Origin of the sequence: Arthrobacter sp. SX1312 (assembly GCF_002929295.1) — a bacterium.
Taxonomy (GTDB): domain Bacteria; phylum Actinomycetota; class Actinomycetes; order Actinomycetales; family Micrococcaceae; genus Arthrobacter_D.
In genome coordinates, this window is record NZ_PJIM01000002.1 from 638,439 (window position 1) to 652,537 (window position 14,099).

12 protein-coding genes, 1 tRNA gene and 1 pseudogene are annotated in these 14,099 nt (G+C 63.5%); 9 read left to right on the forward strand and 5 right to left on the reverse strand.

Translation table 11 applies throughout. From position 1 onward, the window contains the following. Positions 1–68 precede the first annotated feature (68 nt). Positions 69–236 carry a hypothetical protein gene (locus tag CXQ92_RS18160; RefSeq protein WP_181033620.1) on the forward strand — a complete coding sequence of 56 codons (168 nt, stop codon included), beginning with the start codon at positions 69–71 and terminating at the stop codon, positions 234–236. Between the two features lie 1,529 nt (positions 237–1,765). Here the strand turns inward: CXQ92_RS18160 and CXQ92_RS10440 are convergent. Further along, positions 1,766–2,470, reverse strand: a complete 705-nt coding sequence (locus CXQ92_RS10440) for a class F sortase (RefSeq protein ID WP_104167672.1) — start codon at positions 2,468–2,470, stop codon at positions 1,766–1,768. Positions 2,471–2,562: 92 nt separating this feature from the next. Next, entirely contained in the window at positions 2,563–3,333 is a 771-nt protein-coding gene (locus CXQ92_RS10445) for a CHRD domain-containing protein (RefSeq protein ID WP_104167673.1), read from the reverse strand. Positions 3,334–4,270: 937 nt separating this feature from the next. On the opposite strand from CXQ92_RS10445, the gene CXQ92_RS18400 reads away from it, so the two are divergent. The 3 genes from CXQ92_RS18400 (at position 4,271) to CXQ92_RS10460 (ending at position 5,981) form a co-directional block, all read left to right on the forward strand. After that, positions 4,271–4,921 (forward strand): cupredoxin domain-containing protein, encoded by a 651-nt coding sequence (locus CXQ92_RS18400; RefSeq protein WP_219815705.1) that lies wholly within the window; start codon positions 4,271–4,273, stop codon positions 4,919–4,921. A gap of 335 nt (positions 4,922–5,256) precedes the next feature. Then, positions 5,257–5,535, forward strand: a complete 279-nt coding sequence (locus tag CXQ92_RS18405) for a cupredoxin domain-containing protein (protein WP_258069925.1) — start codon at positions 5,257–5,259, stop codon at positions 5,533–5,535. A 95-nt stretch (positions 5,536–5,630) separates the two neighbouring features. Continuing rightward, positions 5,631–5,981, forward strand: a complete 351-nt coding sequence (locus CXQ92_RS10460) for a hypothetical protein (protein ID WP_258069852.1) — start codon at positions 5,631–5,633, stop codon at positions 5,979–5,981. A gap of 147 nt (positions 5,982–6,128) precedes the next feature. Here CXQ92_RS10460 and CXQ92_RS17835 read toward each other — a convergent pair whose 3' ends face one another. Continuing rightward, positions 6,129–6,896 (reverse strand): hypothetical protein, encoded by a 768-nt coding sequence (locus CXQ92_RS17835; protein WP_146067440.1) that lies wholly within the window; start codon positions 6,894–6,896, stop codon positions 6,129–6,131. A 280-nt stretch (positions 6,897–7,176) separates the two neighbouring features. Here CXQ92_RS17835 and CXQ92_RS10470 point away from each other — a divergent pair. After that, positions 7,177–8,011: pseudogene (locus tag CXQ92_RS10470) on the forward strand (alpha/beta fold hydrolase). A gap of 321 nt (positions 8,012–8,332) precedes the next feature. On the opposite strand, the gene CXQ92_RS10475 reads toward CXQ92_RS10470, so the two are convergent. Then, positions 8,333–8,791, reverse strand: a complete 459-nt coding sequence (locus CXQ92_RS10475) for a DUF4383 domain-containing protein (protein WP_104167678.1) — start codon at positions 8,789–8,791, stop codon at positions 8,333–8,335. A gap of 677 nt (positions 8,792–9,468) precedes the next feature. On the opposite strand from CXQ92_RS10475, the gene CXQ92_RS10480 reads away from it, so the two are divergent. After that, on the forward strand, positions 9,469–9,948 hold the full coding sequence (locus CXQ92_RS10480; protein ID WP_104167679.1) for a hypothetical protein: 480 nt from the start codon (positions 9,469–9,471) through the stop codon (positions 9,946–9,948). A gap of 96 nt (positions 9,949–10,044) precedes the next feature. Further along, positions 10,045–10,404, forward strand: a complete 360-nt coding sequence (locus CXQ92_RS17840; RefSeq protein ID WP_146067441.1) for a hypothetical protein — start codon at positions 10,045–10,047, stop codon at positions 10,402–10,404. Positions 10,405–10,443: 39 nt separating this feature from the next. Here CXQ92_RS17840 and CXQ92_RS10490 read toward each other — a convergent pair whose 3' ends face one another. Beyond that, a complete protein-coding gene (locus tag CXQ92_RS10490) occupies positions 10,444–11,058 on the reverse strand; it encodes a hypothetical protein (protein WP_146067442.1) in 615 nt (204 codons plus the stop codon). Positions 11,059–11,301: 243 nt separating this feature from the next. On the opposite strand from CXQ92_RS10490, the gene CXQ92_RS18165 reads away from it, so the two are divergent. Next, a tRNA-Gln gene (locus tag CXQ92_RS18165) sits at positions 11,302–11,374 on the forward strand. Positions 11,375–11,693: 319 nt separating this feature from the next. Then, entirely contained in the window at positions 11,694–13,577 is a 1,884-nt protein-coding gene (locus CXQ92_RS10495) for a hypothetical protein (RefSeq protein WP_146067443.1), read from the forward strand. The last annotated feature ends 522 nt before the right edge of the window (positions 13,578–14,099 follow it).

Genomic DNA, 14,099 nt, shown 5'->3' on the forward strand with positions numbered 1-14,099 from the left:
TCGTGCACGAAGCCTAAAATTGAAGCGGCCCGCTGGGCGGGTAAGTGACTACGTCGGAGGACCCAATAATGACCAAGCAGGACGGCCAGGAAGACGATGAACAGGCAGAAGGGGTTGGACCCGAGGGGACCATCCCTGACAGCGAGGACGGCATCGCGGTCAGCTCAACAGAAGAACCATCAAATTTCGAGCCGGAAGAAGACACCCCGGACGAGACCAGCAACGGCAAGGCCTGAGTAGTCAGGAAATACAGCCGTGAGAAGGAGGAACAGGCACGCGAGCAGAATGGGGAGCCGTCTCACATCCGATCAGTACGTCCGTATCTCATGCCGAGCATCGACTCAACTGTCAACGCGCAGCCCGATCACATCTGCTGCAGCGTAAGCACTTGAAAGGACCTCTGCAGGGGTACAACGCTTCCGGGCCGGTGCGGTTGCTCCCTCTGGCGCTAGGTGGCCGCGGAAAGCCGCGCCTCCCGACGTCTCCAAGTCGAGCAACCAGCGGCTGGAACTGCCACCACGTTACCCGGAGCAACAGGCCTTACGGTCAAGGATCACGGGAAGGCCGGCACCGACATGGCAACGCCCGATATAAAGCCAAGCCACCCGCATCCGCCGAACTGTTCGAAGGTATTGGTGTCGACCTCCCCCGATCCCGGAAGCTTGGAGCCGCCTTGGGACTGTCCGATAAACGGTGTGTGGGGTAGATGACAATCCGTCGCTGAGCGAGGCACGCATTCGGGTAGAGGCCGGTTGTAAGAGGGCAGGATGGGCAGGGTAGACCTCCTCATCTGGGTCTAGTGCATATCTGAGGGATGGGCAGTAGCTGCCGGTGCGTAGAGGGGTGGCAGGAAAATGGTTGCTTCGACCGTGTCTTATGCGTTCGGTTAAGGCGTCGTTGTTCGGCGGCGTCCCCGGCTCACGATGGCTATGGCGATAGCGATAATGATGGCGAGAATGCTTAAAGCAGCGATGACCACGTCGCGCGTGTCAGGGCTTCGTTCGAGCGAGGCTGTTTCGCCCAGGGGCTGCTGAGCTTGGTTGGCACCGCCAGTGGGTGCAGGATTCTGTTCCGTCGGCGACCCGTTAAAGGGGGTCGGATTGGTGAAGACATAGCGCCGGTCAGGGCTTGGGTCGCGCTGAGCCGCGCCCGGTGGTACCGCGCGGGAATCTTCAGGCGTGACGTCCAGGCCTGCCGGTGGTGCGGGCGCAGGTTGAGTTGGGTTCGGAGGAATCCCGGCGTCGGGGGCGGACGTCGGGCGATCTGCTGACGCAGGATTTGTGGCTGTGGCGGAGGGGATCGGTCCCATATCGGCGTCAGTGGTCGGACTCACTGGGGTGGGCACTACAGGCGGTGACTCAGTTGTCGGGGCGGGTACGGGTGCTGGCGTGGGGGCAGGGGTGGGTAGTTCGGGAGCGGGTGTGGGTGCACCCGGGTATGGCGGTTGTGCCGTTGGCAGTTCTGTGGGTGCCGTGCCCGGCGGGTCAGGCGGTGGGTCAGCTGGTGGGTCAGCTGGTGGTGTCGGTGGTGCGGAGTCCTGCAGTGCGGCATGCGAGGGATCCGGTGTGGCTTGGCCGGGACTCTGACCGGTTGTGATCGGCGCAGGTGTGGGGTTGAGGGTTCCTCCGAGGGCTGGTGCTGATCCGAGGAGGAGGATGTGCGCCATTGCCAGGAGGATGAGTGGTGTGGACCATGCCGCGTGAAGACGCATGGCTGGTTCCTTCCGGACTCTTTAGGGTGGGCTGCAGCTGGATGGCGGGCTCGGTCAGGGGATGAGGGTGGCATAGACGACGTAGTTGTCGTCGAACTCGCCGGTGTCGGGGTCGTATCCGTCGCAGGTGATGAGGCGTAGTTCGGATCCTGCGGTGTTGCCGTACACGGTCTGGGTGGGGAACTCGTTCTTGGGGTATTGCTCGCCGCGGTCGAAGGTGAACGTCGCGGTGCTGCCGTCTTCGCGCAGCACCTCGATGGTGTCGCCAATGGTGAGGGAGCGGAGGTCGGCGAAGATACCGGGTCCGCCGTCGGTGGCGTTGACGTGTCCGAGGAGGACGGCGGGGCCGCGTTCCCCGGGGGTGGGGGACTGGTTGTACCAGCTCGCTGGCGCGCCGGGCCCGTCGGGGGGTACTTCCAGGGACCCGTTGTCCCTTAGCCCGGTGCTGAGGAGTTCTGACTCGGCGCCGGTGGAGGGGATGGAGAACGATATGGGTGCTGAGGCTGGCAGGATTGCCGGTTGAGTGGGCGCGACCGTCCCGGGAGCTGGTGCGGAACTCCCCGGCGGTGTGACCGCAGGGGATGAGGACCCAGTGGGCGGGCTAACTGTTGTCGACTGTGTGGCCGCTGGTCTTGTCGTTGGTGCCGCTGAGGCGCCGGTGTTGGTGTCGGCTGGGGGTGAGCAGCCGGTAAGGAGTAACAGAGCGACCGCCGCAGATACCAGGTGGTGTCTGCGGCGGTCGCTGGGTGAGCTGATCATGAAGTATTTTCCGTGGTCCGATCAGTTCGTACTGCTGGCACTGTCATTACGTGCGGTTATCCGTCACGGGGCGGATCGATGGTGCTGGTGGGTTAGGCGTTGTTGCGGCGGACCATGTAGGTTCCGCCGGCTGCTGCTGCCAGGACCAGGCCGCCACCGAAGGCGAGGACGCCGGCGTTGGAGCCGGTTTCCTGGGCAACGCCGGTGTCGGCGCCACCGTTAGGCATGGCACCCATCTGCTGCTCGACGAGGACTCCACACAGTGCGGGCGAGGTCGCGCCGAGGGGAAGTGAGGGCTCCAGGTCGCTGGGAGCGTTGAAGGCCTCGGGCGTGGCGGTGACCGTGGCGGGGTCCAGGCCGTGGACGACGACGACGGCGGTGCCGGCGGCGAGGGCTTCCTGGGTGGCCATGTCGAGGGTGATCTCACGCTCGACGGTGTAGCTGCCACCCTGGCCGCCGAGGGCCAGGTTCAGGCCCTCCGCGGGCGTGGTGGCACCGGAGGTGCTGAGGGTGGTGAGGATGCCACCGTAGGACGCGGCTCCGTCGGTGGTGCTGAGGATACCGTCGCCGTTGGCGTCATCAGCGACCGTGGGGCACTGGCCCTTCGCTCCGCCGTGGATGTGCTGGACGTGGGGGTACGGGGCGTCCATGAAGGTCTCGGCGAGACCGGAGACCTGCAGGTTGACCTTTGCCTTGTCACCTACGACGTCGAGGGTGATCGTGCCGGAACCGGTGGTGCCGCTGAGCTGGCCCAGGGTCGAGGAGTAGGTGCCGTCATGTGCGGCCATGGCGGGGGAGCCTGCCATGGCGACGGCGCTGATGGCGAGGGCCGGTACGGCCAGGAGACGCATTTTCTTGTTCATAAGATCAATATCCTTCACTGTGCGATGAGAACGGGTCCGGATCCGGACGCGCACTGGATGTGATTCGTAGCACTATGCCGCACGGATTGCTTCCCCCAGAAAACTAATACCTGCCGGATCATTCCGGCGCGTCGTTGTGCCCTCCTGCCCGCCCACCGTAAGCACGCGCAAGCCGCAAGGGGAAGTCTGCGTATGCACTTGCGCACCTTGGCTGCGACAGCTTAGGCGGGCCTGGAGGTGTGTGCGTGAATGATTGATGCAGCCCGGTGGGACACACGCTGCCCCTGCCGGAGAGCTCACGGCTACCTCGTGAACCACGAAGCGTTGGTCCCGTCGTGGCAGCTGACTCGAGCACGGGCACAAGAACTGATCGGAAACACCCGTTAACCGCCCGCAGGAGCTCCGCAGGCACTCGACCGAAACAGAGGACCGTTGTCAGAAGCGATAGTGCCAGACGGAGCGTCCGGTTTCGCGTCCGTGACGGCGAGGATCCCGTTCCCACTCGGGGCGGATTGTTGCCCGTGTTGATTCTTGGGGGGTGTTTCACAGGTCTGGGCTGTACAGTCGTCCTACCTTCATGTGCGAGTGAGGATTGACCCGGTTCGCCGGGTCTGAGCGTCGGCGAACATTCAGGGGCCTCCATCCCTGGAGTTCGTCGGCGCTCTTTCATTTGCCCAGCGGCACCCAAGGAACCTGTCCGCCCACACATCTGGTTACCGCTCTCAAGTCGGCGACCCTCACAGCGACCGGCTTCGTGACGACCGGGCTTTCACCCCTCCGCGGGTTCGACGCATGACACCGACATGAGGTTTTCACGCCAATCTCTTCTCGATTGTGTGACGAAGGTCATGTGTCGGGGTTCTGGTATCGGTGGCTCACCTTCGATCGGCCGCCCATGTTTGGTGCCTCCCTAGTCGCCCCGGCGGAGGGAACGATCATGATCACCCGAGGAAAAATGCTCAACACGGCTATGGCCGGTGTTCTGATCAGTGGCGCTGGACTGGTGGCGGCGGGACCAGCGGTAGCCGCTCCTGCGGTGGCTCCGATGACCGCTTCTTCCATGTCGGTTCCGACGGTGACGATGGGGCAGATAACCATCACCATCACCGATTTCGCGTACTCCGGGACCGGCACCGTTTCTCCGGGATCACAGATCACCGTCACCAATACGGACACCGAAGTTCACACCGTGACCGCCGATAACGGGGCGTTCGACGTCACCATTCCCGGCGGGGAAACGGTGACCTTCGCTGCCCCGGCAGATGCCGGTACGTACAGCTTCTTCTGCAAATTCCACGCCAACATGAAAGGCTCCCTCACCGTCGCCGCAGCAGCGGCCCCGGCACCGGCCGCCCCCACAACACCGGCGCCTGCGCCTACCCCTGCTGCCGCCCAGCCGGCCACGGGGGACTCCGGTGGCATGGAGGGCATGGATCAGATGGGAGCAGTTCCGCGCGGCGGCGCCGACACGGGGACCGTGCAGACGACGGATGGTTCTTCGGATGCTTTGCTCCTTGGAGGGGGGCTGGTCCTCGCGGCTCTCGCCGGCGGCACGTACGCCGTACGCCGGCGCACCACAAGCCAGTAGGACCATCACATCCGGTTCTGCAGCTCACGCAAGGTTCCCTTCCCCGGGTTCCACATCTCACCGATCCCGGCGTCAGTCAGAGCGCGTCCCAGAATGTTGTCGGAGACGGGTCTTGAGTGGCCCGATCGGCCGATGTCCTGTCAGCACCACAAATTCCTCGGAGAAAAATGATGAAAACCACGAAACATGCTTTGTCCGCACTGGTGCTTGCTGGTGTTGTGATGGGATCTGTCGCCTGCTCACCAACACCTGAGACGCCAGCGGAGACACCGGCAGCCGGTACCGCCAGCTCCGCCGCGCCATCCCCGAGCACGGGGGCGTCGGCCGGTGCTGAAATGTCCGGGTCCGCTGACGCTGCACCGGCCGAGGAAGCAGTGATTACGATCGCCGACTTCGAGTACCAGATGCCGGAAAGCATCGCCCCGGGCGCCGAGGTGACGATCATCAATGAAGATAGTGCCCCTCATACCGTCACCGCCGGCGGTGACGGAGAGTTCGATGTCGAAGTAGGTGCAGGTGAAACGGTGAGCTTCACGGCCCCGGAGGAGGCCGGGGAGTACGAGGTCATCTGCACGTACCATCCCGAGATGTCCGGGACGCTGGTCATCGGATGACCCTCCGCGGAACCGCCTTGAGCGACGGTCGTCACAGTGCCGATCGGCGACCGGTGATGCTGGTGCTGCGGATTCTCATTGCGGTCTCATTGGTGGTGAGTGCTGTCATCCATTTCCAGTTGGCTGCAGGATTCCAGCAGGCAGCACCAGCCGGGATAGGAGGCGGTAACCTGTTCCGGATCCAGGGCGCCGTCGCTGTCCTCGCCGCACTGTATGTCCTGGTCCGGGGGACACAACCGTCCTTCCTGCTGGCCGCAGGAGTGGCGCTGGCCTCTCTGGTCGCTGTCATCGCCTACCGGTACATCCAGATCCCGGCCATCGGGCCCATACCGTCGATGTATGAGCCCGTCTGGTACACCGCCAAGACCATCACAGCCGTCGCCGAGGGCCTCGCCCTCATCCTGGCCCTTGCCGCCTACACCCTTCACCGGAAGTCACCCCGCTAGCCGAGACAGTGAGCTAACCGACGGCCCGCACAGAGGGGAGAGGAGCGGGCGACGCACCGGGTGTGAAACCCGACGGGGATGAGCATTGCCCCTGTTTGTGAGCATGCCGAGAAGTGAAGCTTGGCGCTAGAGGTGGGGAGGCCGGCTCTACTGGGAGCAGGAGGTCCGGTCCACGGTGATGTTCAGCGGGTGCGCGACCGAGTACTCGCGGTCCGGGGAGCTGAAGTGGACGGCCACGTTCTCCGCGGTGCCCCGGTCGGCTGTTTCCTCCAGTGCGACCTCCACGACGATGTCGATGTGTGCGTCGGGTTTGAAAACGAACCCTTCGACCGGCACGGGCTCGACCTCGAAGGTGCTGGGCTCAGGCTCGGTTACGGCGGGGGAGGGGGCCGCTTCGTGCTCGGCGTGAGGTGCTGATCCGGGGGCTGCACCATGATTGCCGTGGCCTTCCTTGTTGGCAGGTGTGACTTCGACCGACACGACACTCAAGCCCTCAGGGGAGCCCAGCGCAATGTCAGAGAAGGTGAAGGTTTCCAAGGTCGGGTTATGCAGCAGCAGCGTGTACTGCTGGAAGCTCTGCTTCGGTTGCACCCCGCACAACTTGGCACCGTCCTTCGCGATCCCTAACGGGTCATCGCCCCACATATCCCCTGCCGGTGCTGCGCCGGCCGAGCTGTCTTCCGAGGTGGTGCCCGAACTGGATTCGACATCACCGGAGCCGGCGTCACCGGATGCACCATCCGATCCACCGGCAACCGATCCAGCGGCATCTGAGGTGCCGGCGGGCGCTGACGAGGACCGGTCTCCGTTCACATTCAATGGGTTCTCATCGGCCGAACCACACCCAGCAGTCACCAGGGCGCACAGGATGACCGACAGGACACGACCTGTCCTCCGTCGTTGCGTCGAACCCATAGAAATCCTCCAATATCTTGCATTCATGATCGTGATGCACGGCTACCGGACTGGTTCCAACAAGTTATTCCGGCCATATCGAACATCACTTTGCTTGTGGTGCATTCGTCACAGGTGGCCCATCAGCTTGGTATACCCGGCGCAGGACAGATCCACTCGGATTCAACGATCCGAAAGACAGTGTGCTGACGCATCGCTAGGGTTGAAGTGACGGTGAGGGGAATGACCAGTCATTCCCGCAGTCATGCCGTACTGCTGCCGACAATCTGGAGGTCACGTAATGACGGAGATCATCGCCCACCACGGGCTGTTCAAGGACCAACCTGCACGTCGACGACACGGGAGGCGCCGGTCGCCCTGTGGTCCTCATTCACGGTTGGCCACTCTCGGGTGAGGCATTCGATGCGCAGGTCCCGGCACTACGCTCTACCGGCTACCGAGTCATCACCTACGATCGGCGCGGTTTCGGGCGCAGCGACAAGCCCGCGAAGGGTTACACCTACGACACGCTCACCGACGACCTGCACGCTCTGCTCGAGCAGCTCGATCTGACCGACGTCACCCTGGTCGGGTTCTCGATGGGCGGGGGAGAAGTCGCGCGCTACTTCAGTAAGTACGGGGACGAACGTCTTCGCAGCGTCGTGTTCGCGTCCGCGGTCCCGCCCTGCATGATGCAGACCGAGGACAACCCGGACGGCCCGCTGACCAAGGAAGCGGCCGCCGACATGACCGCCGGCCTCACTAAGGATGAAAATTTCTTCTACGACGGTTTCACCCGTGAATTCTTCTCCGTCGACGGCGAACTGAAGGTCACCGAAACCCAGCGGCAGGAAGCGCTGGCCCTCTGCAAGCAGGCGGACAAGAAAGCAGCCCTGGCGTGCATGGAGGCCTTCGGTTCCACCGACTTCCGGGATGATCTGCCCAACGTCACCGTCCCCTCCCTAATCCTGCATGGAGACGGCGACGCAACGGTCCCGTTCGGAGGCTCAGGGCAGCGCACCCACGCAGCCCTGCCCGGCAGCGACCTGCACGTCATCAAGGGCGCACCCCACGGATGCAACGTCAGCCACCCCGGCGAATGGAACCAGGCCTTGATCACCTTCCTATCCAGGTAGGAATCAAAGGCTGACCCGGACCAGCCTGGCGCCACAGACGTGGCGTCCGGCCATGCTGCGAGACCGCCGCGCGCACACCCCACGGGAAGGATTCTGTGGACGAGCTTCATTACGGGCCTGCGATAAGTGCTGGCTGTGTCTGTTGTTCCGGTAGCCGGCACGACGACTGGAGCTTGTGAAGCGCTGGCGCCTCGGGCCGATGACATGTTCCGTTCGCAGGTGTCACTCGTTGCCCAAAATAGCGGTGCGGCCCCGGATAATTCCGGGACCGCACCACTACCGCCGGTATCGCCGGTGGGTTCATTTATCCAATTTGTCCGGTTATGCGTGCGTCGTTGTGCGCTTGTGATCGCGTGTGAGCAGCAACGCGAGGGCGATCATGCCGATGCCCAGGACCAGGTGCAGCCAGTTGTCGGCGTTGTTGAGGGGGACGAAGTTGGCGGCCGAGTCGTGGTCGATGACCAGACCGTAGACCCACAGGACGAGGTAAATGATGCCGCCGTAGAGCAGGTAGGAGCGGGCGCCGCCGATGGTGCGTGCCATAGCAATCCCGGCCACGCCGAAGAGCAGGTGGACGATGTTGTGCAGGATCGACACCTGGAACAGGCCGAGGAGCTTGGCCTCTGATTCGTGTCCGGCGAACATCATGGTGTCGTAGTTCGATGTGATGCCGGGGATGAAGCCGAGGATTCCGACGAGCAGGAACACGGCGCCGACGGCGAGTGCTGCTTTCTGGACGTTCGTGCGATGGCCCGTGCGGGCAGTATCTGCGGTAGTCATGATTGTTCTCCCAGTTGAAGTGCGAGTGATTCGTCCTCCAGCGCTGGTGCCCAGCGGCAGGACGAGAATGGACCGGTGGTGAAGGGTGAAACCCTTTGAGACACCACTGGCGGTCAAGCCACAGCCTAGTAACCCGGCGGCGCTGCGGTGCCCGACAATCCCCGTGTCGGTGATCACGATTCAGCCATACCCAACCCGACCCGGCCAGCGCGGAGACCCGCCCCGAGACTCGCCCCGAGAAATATCAGGTGATTGAGCATCCACGATGGGGTTCCCGTAGCGGGATGTTCCGGAACTTCGACTCGGATTATTCGGCGATAGACCAAGCTCAGGTGACAAGGATTGCCAGCGCCTCGGTTCTCCTTCAACCCGCCCGCGGCGTAGGGATGTGTCCTCTTGTCTGAACCCGCGTGTTGCAGTTCGGTGCTGATCCCCGCCGGGCAGTAGTGTCCTGGAAGGTTCCAGCTGATCATGGGTGCATGACATGGTCGGCACGGTTGGGAATCGCGGTCCTCACGGCGGCTTTTCTCGCTGCCTGTGCTAGTCCGGGGAATCCAGGAAGCGAGCCGGTGGAGAACCCGAGCGGAGCACCCGCCGTCGGGCCGGTCGCTTCACCTGACGCAGACTCCGACACCAACCCTAGTGAATTCGTCCCTCCTGCGGCGGAGGGTCCAGTCATGGGCCAGGGCACTGTCCTCCAGGCAGGTGATGCACTGCCCGGGTTCTGCCTTGGCGGGGTCCGGGAGTCCTATCCGCCGCAGTGCACCGGGCCGGACATTGTCGGGTGGGACTGGGACCTGGCGCCGCAGGCGGAGACGGCGTCGGGTGTGACCTGGGGTACGTACGCGGTCACGGGAACCTGGGACGGCACGGTCTTCACGCCCACGATGACGCCGATCCCGTTGTCACTTTACGACGCCATGCCCTTCGAGGACCCATTGGCTGGTCGGCAGGGATCCACGGCCCTGCAGGAGCTTGACCGGATCCGGCAGGCCGTCTACATCGGTTTCGGTGACTACCCAGTGAGCGCGGGCGTGGAGAGCGGTTTCGTCGTCGTCACCGTGGTGTACGACGATGGGTCCTTCCAAGCACTGATGGACGCCGAGTACGGGCCCGACGTCGTGGTCGTGCTGTCCGCGCTTCGCCCGGTCACCTGATACCACGCGTGCGACATGGCGCGTAACAGTGGATTACCGTGGGCGGACCGGAGAGCAACGCCTGGGACGTCGAGGATTTGAAGGATGGGGGGCGGTGTGGGACGAGAGCTGACAGAGCGCGAACGTGACGTGATGCGGTACATGCTCGACGCCGCTGTCCCTTTGGAAGGTGACGAGCCGGTATCACGTCAGATCCGCCAGCGACTGCGTCAAGATCTTCATTCCGCGCGGGCCGGTGAGCGCTGTGCTTGTGGGGATTGTCCCTCGATTGTGATTGAGGATCAGGACGGCATCACGCCGGAGACGGGTCAGCGCGTCGTCCTTTCCGCTGCTGCTCCCAACGCGTCGGTGCTGTTGTTCATCGATGGGGGGCGCTTGAGTTACCTCGAGCTGGCGCCTCACGATGATGAGCCCGTCCACGAATTTCCACCCGTGGCACACCTCAGCGTCAATTAGGTGAAGTCTTACTGCTGATAGATCCCTGGCTGCACTTGTCTACCAGGCGTGTCGGCCGGTGCCGCCGTTCCTTCGCTTGCGTCGGCGCGGCCGGCGCTTCTTCTTCGGCTCACGAACGGGAAGCTTGCCCTCCACGTAGTCGAACACTCGCCCCGCGACTGCTTCTGCGTCTTCCGGCACGATCCGCCCAGCGACCACTGCCATGAAGATCATCGTCATCACACTGAGCGCGACAGATACGCCCGCATGGCGCCAGACGTTGTCGGCCCAGTCATCAGGCTCACCGACCGCGATGAGGTGAAACTCGTCCTTTGGGTCCACGACGTAGGTGACGCGTGCGCCGATGGAGTCGTCCGGCAAAAAGTGTGCGAAATCGAGGAGGCGCTCCTCCCCGGCGACCTCAATGAGGTATTCGTTCTCGCCCTTGGCGTAGTGGTCGATGTCGATGAGAACAGCGGTCCGGTGCGGTTCGGATAGCACGGCGTCGCGGGCGTGTCTGAATTCGAGGTCCCCGATGATGCTCACGACTAGCGCACCCGCAGCGATAAGCACTGCAACTCCGACGGCCAAAATCCGGCGGCGTAGTAATGGCAAAGCGTAGAAACGATCGGCCAACTGCTGACGCTTTCCGCGACCTGCGTCGAACCAGCTCATCTTCACCCGGGTCATCGTATCGGCCAATGATTGAAACGGCGCGATCCCTGGTTGAATGCCGGCGACGAACCGGAACTGTCGAAGTGGGTTCCGCTTAGATTGCCCCGGTGGGTACGAATAAAGCTGCCATAGCCACTCAAGGGCGGTTCATTCGGCATTTCGTGGTCAGTGGGGAAGCCCTTTATGACTCTAGTCGGCACCGAGCGCTTGTGTGATTAGGGACAGGCGCTACATTGAGTCCATCGACGTGTAGCTCAACAGCGAGAGCGCTGGGCTCTGGACCCGGAGGGAGCAGGGGCAGCACCTGCCGCGTCGGCTAAGCGGTCGCATTCGTGTGCCGGAGAGGACCGATGGTGTACGGGTACGCGTGGAATCAATTTCGTAGATCGCAGGCTACTGCTGAATCGGCTTTCGACTCCGATGAGCGGGCCCGCGCGAAGAAGCGTGCCATGTCGTGGTTGCGGGTCCTGACCGGCATGGCGACGGGTCGGGTCAGAGTGGGGTCCCCGACACCGGTGAAGGGCTTCCCGGCATGGCTGACACCGGAGATCGTTCGCGGAGGTTTCGCTACGGGGGCCCCCGCGGCCGCGGGGCCTTTGGAAGCGGATGAGCTCGCACTGACTGAGCGTCTGGGGATGAAGCCGCGACGCGCCGACCTGTTCGCATGGTTCCTGTCCGAGGCAGGACTCCGGCAGCTGGATGCGTGGTTGACGTCAGGGTTGTACCGTTTGGACCTGCCCGAACATGGGGCACTTCTCAGCGTGGCGTGGCTGCGTCAGCATGGCCGGGCCGATGATGCCTCCGAGCTGGTCCGCGTACTTGAGCCCTGGGCTGGGCGAGTGCGGTTCTGGCCCTACGCACTGACTGAGCCCGAAGCTCCGGGCATGCACGTTGCAACCTTGCCGGTCGTTGCGGGCCGTCTAGCCAGGAAGCGGCCCCAGCGACATGTCGAGGCCGAACGTGAGGCTTTGTCCGTGTGGAGCCCCTTTACGGACAAGGTCTTGAACCATTGGTGGGTAACCCGGTCGTCCGAGGGAACGCTCGGGTCGGTTATGTCGCCTGACTGGATCGATGGAGCGAAAGACCTGCTCACCGAGTACCGGGGTCTTGCCGCGGAGAACACGCTCACGAAACGGCATGCCAACCCGAAGGGGAATCTGCAGATCCTGTTGGCCGGCCTTTCTGCGTGCGTGGCCGGAGAACCGAGTCCTCGGGTGATGGGGCAGGTGCGCACGGCTGCAGCGAACATGGTGGCTAAACGCGGCGAACCAGGCTCATCAGCTCTCGCCGGGCTACGCGCCGCACAGGCCCGCACTGCCGCTGAACCATCTCACGCAGCCCTGGCCCATGACGCTGCCGCCCGGTTGCAGGCGACAGGTCGGAGGGGCGCCGTTGAAGATCCCGTCGCACTGCTCCGGGGTACTCCTGCCGAGGCTGTCCGCTCGGTGCGGGCAACGACGCGTCAGGCCACGCAGGCCCCCCTCCCAGCTCTTCTGCGCCACGGCATCGTGCGGTCCGCGGAGATGGTGGCCGAGCTGGCCCCGCAGATCACCGCCGAGACGGTGGCGTCCCGCTACGCGAACCCGCCGGCCGGGCTGCTCGCTAAACGCCTCCACCTGGCCTTCGCCAATCGGCGCAGCACGCTGCTTCTCAACCGCCAGTCCCAGGTGACGATTCAGGCGCTTCCCTGGTTCGCCCTGCTGGAACAGGCAGGCGTCCATGACCAGGAACCGGATCTCGCTCACGCGCAGGCGGTGGACCTCGCCGCTCTCACCCTGCGCCACTTCCCGGGAACGTTGCTTCCCAACTCCCTCATCCGGGAACTCACCCGACTCTTCGGACTTGCTTCCGAGGATGTTCCTCTGACGTACGAGTTGGCGTCGGACATTTTCATGGGCTCCTTCAGCCCGGTTTTCCAGCGCGCCGCGCAGGACACCGCCCCCGTCGTCGGCGGTACTCTCTACGCGAATTACTACGGCATCGACTACGACAGAATCATGACCATGCGGGCCGTGCAGGAAAGGTCCTCGCGGGCACGCTTTACGCCTCGCGCCGCGGTGCCGGAATTTGATGCTCTTGTCCGATCCCGGGCGGGTGTAGGCCCGGCCCGTTGGGCCACTGATGTCGTCGACAACGGAAGACTGATTGAGCAGGCACAAATCCTGACGGCGCAGAACCTGGCCGTGCTGGTCAGTGCTGGAGTCCAGCTCGATTGGGAAACGCAGGCACGTGAAGCTTGGAACGCCGCGAAAGACCATCTCAGCAAGACAGCAGGGGCAAAGAACCTGCGCCACCGCAAGAACGCTGCCATTGCGTGGCGGCAGGCCATCTTCTACCTCTCGCTATCCTCTGACGAGCAAGCGGCCGACTTCGCCCACGACGAGACCCTCGTCGAAGGGTTGTCACCCGAGATCACGACCTGGGCAGAGGTGATCATTCGAGGACTCAGAGAAACCCTCGAGACCGGCGCGCCAGCAGACGACCCTTTTCTAGGGTGGGTCGCGCGCCCGGACCGGTGACAACGACGCAGCCCAAAAACTCCATAAATAGTACGGAGCAGCTCGACACCCGATTCCACGCCTAGCAAAGTCGCCCCGGGCTGCCCGGCACAACGAGAACGCATGACCAGCCGCTACTACGTCGCAGTTTGGATCCTTTGACTAGACCGTCGACAAGCAGTAAGTAATCCAATGCCAGCTACAACGCATCCGCAGGATCAGGGAGCCAAGATACTTGAACCCGTCCACCTGGGGAGCTCCATGCAGGGCTCCAAATTAGCGTTCGGGCCGCCGTTCGCTGGCATGCTCCCCTTTAGAAGGGGGCGAATCCCACGAGGAGGGAGAGGAACACGGCGCAGAAAGACCATATGAACGCCAAGCCAGCGAAGAAGAGGCTTCCCTGCGAGGAGTGGTTCTTGAGACCGTTTCGGGCCTCACGCATAGGTAGAAGAGGATCAGGAAGGGGGCGAAGAGGAGAGCGGCAGCGGCAAGCCTGAGGTTTTGGGTTCCGGCGGCGACCTCGAGCGCGAAACCTTGATGGAT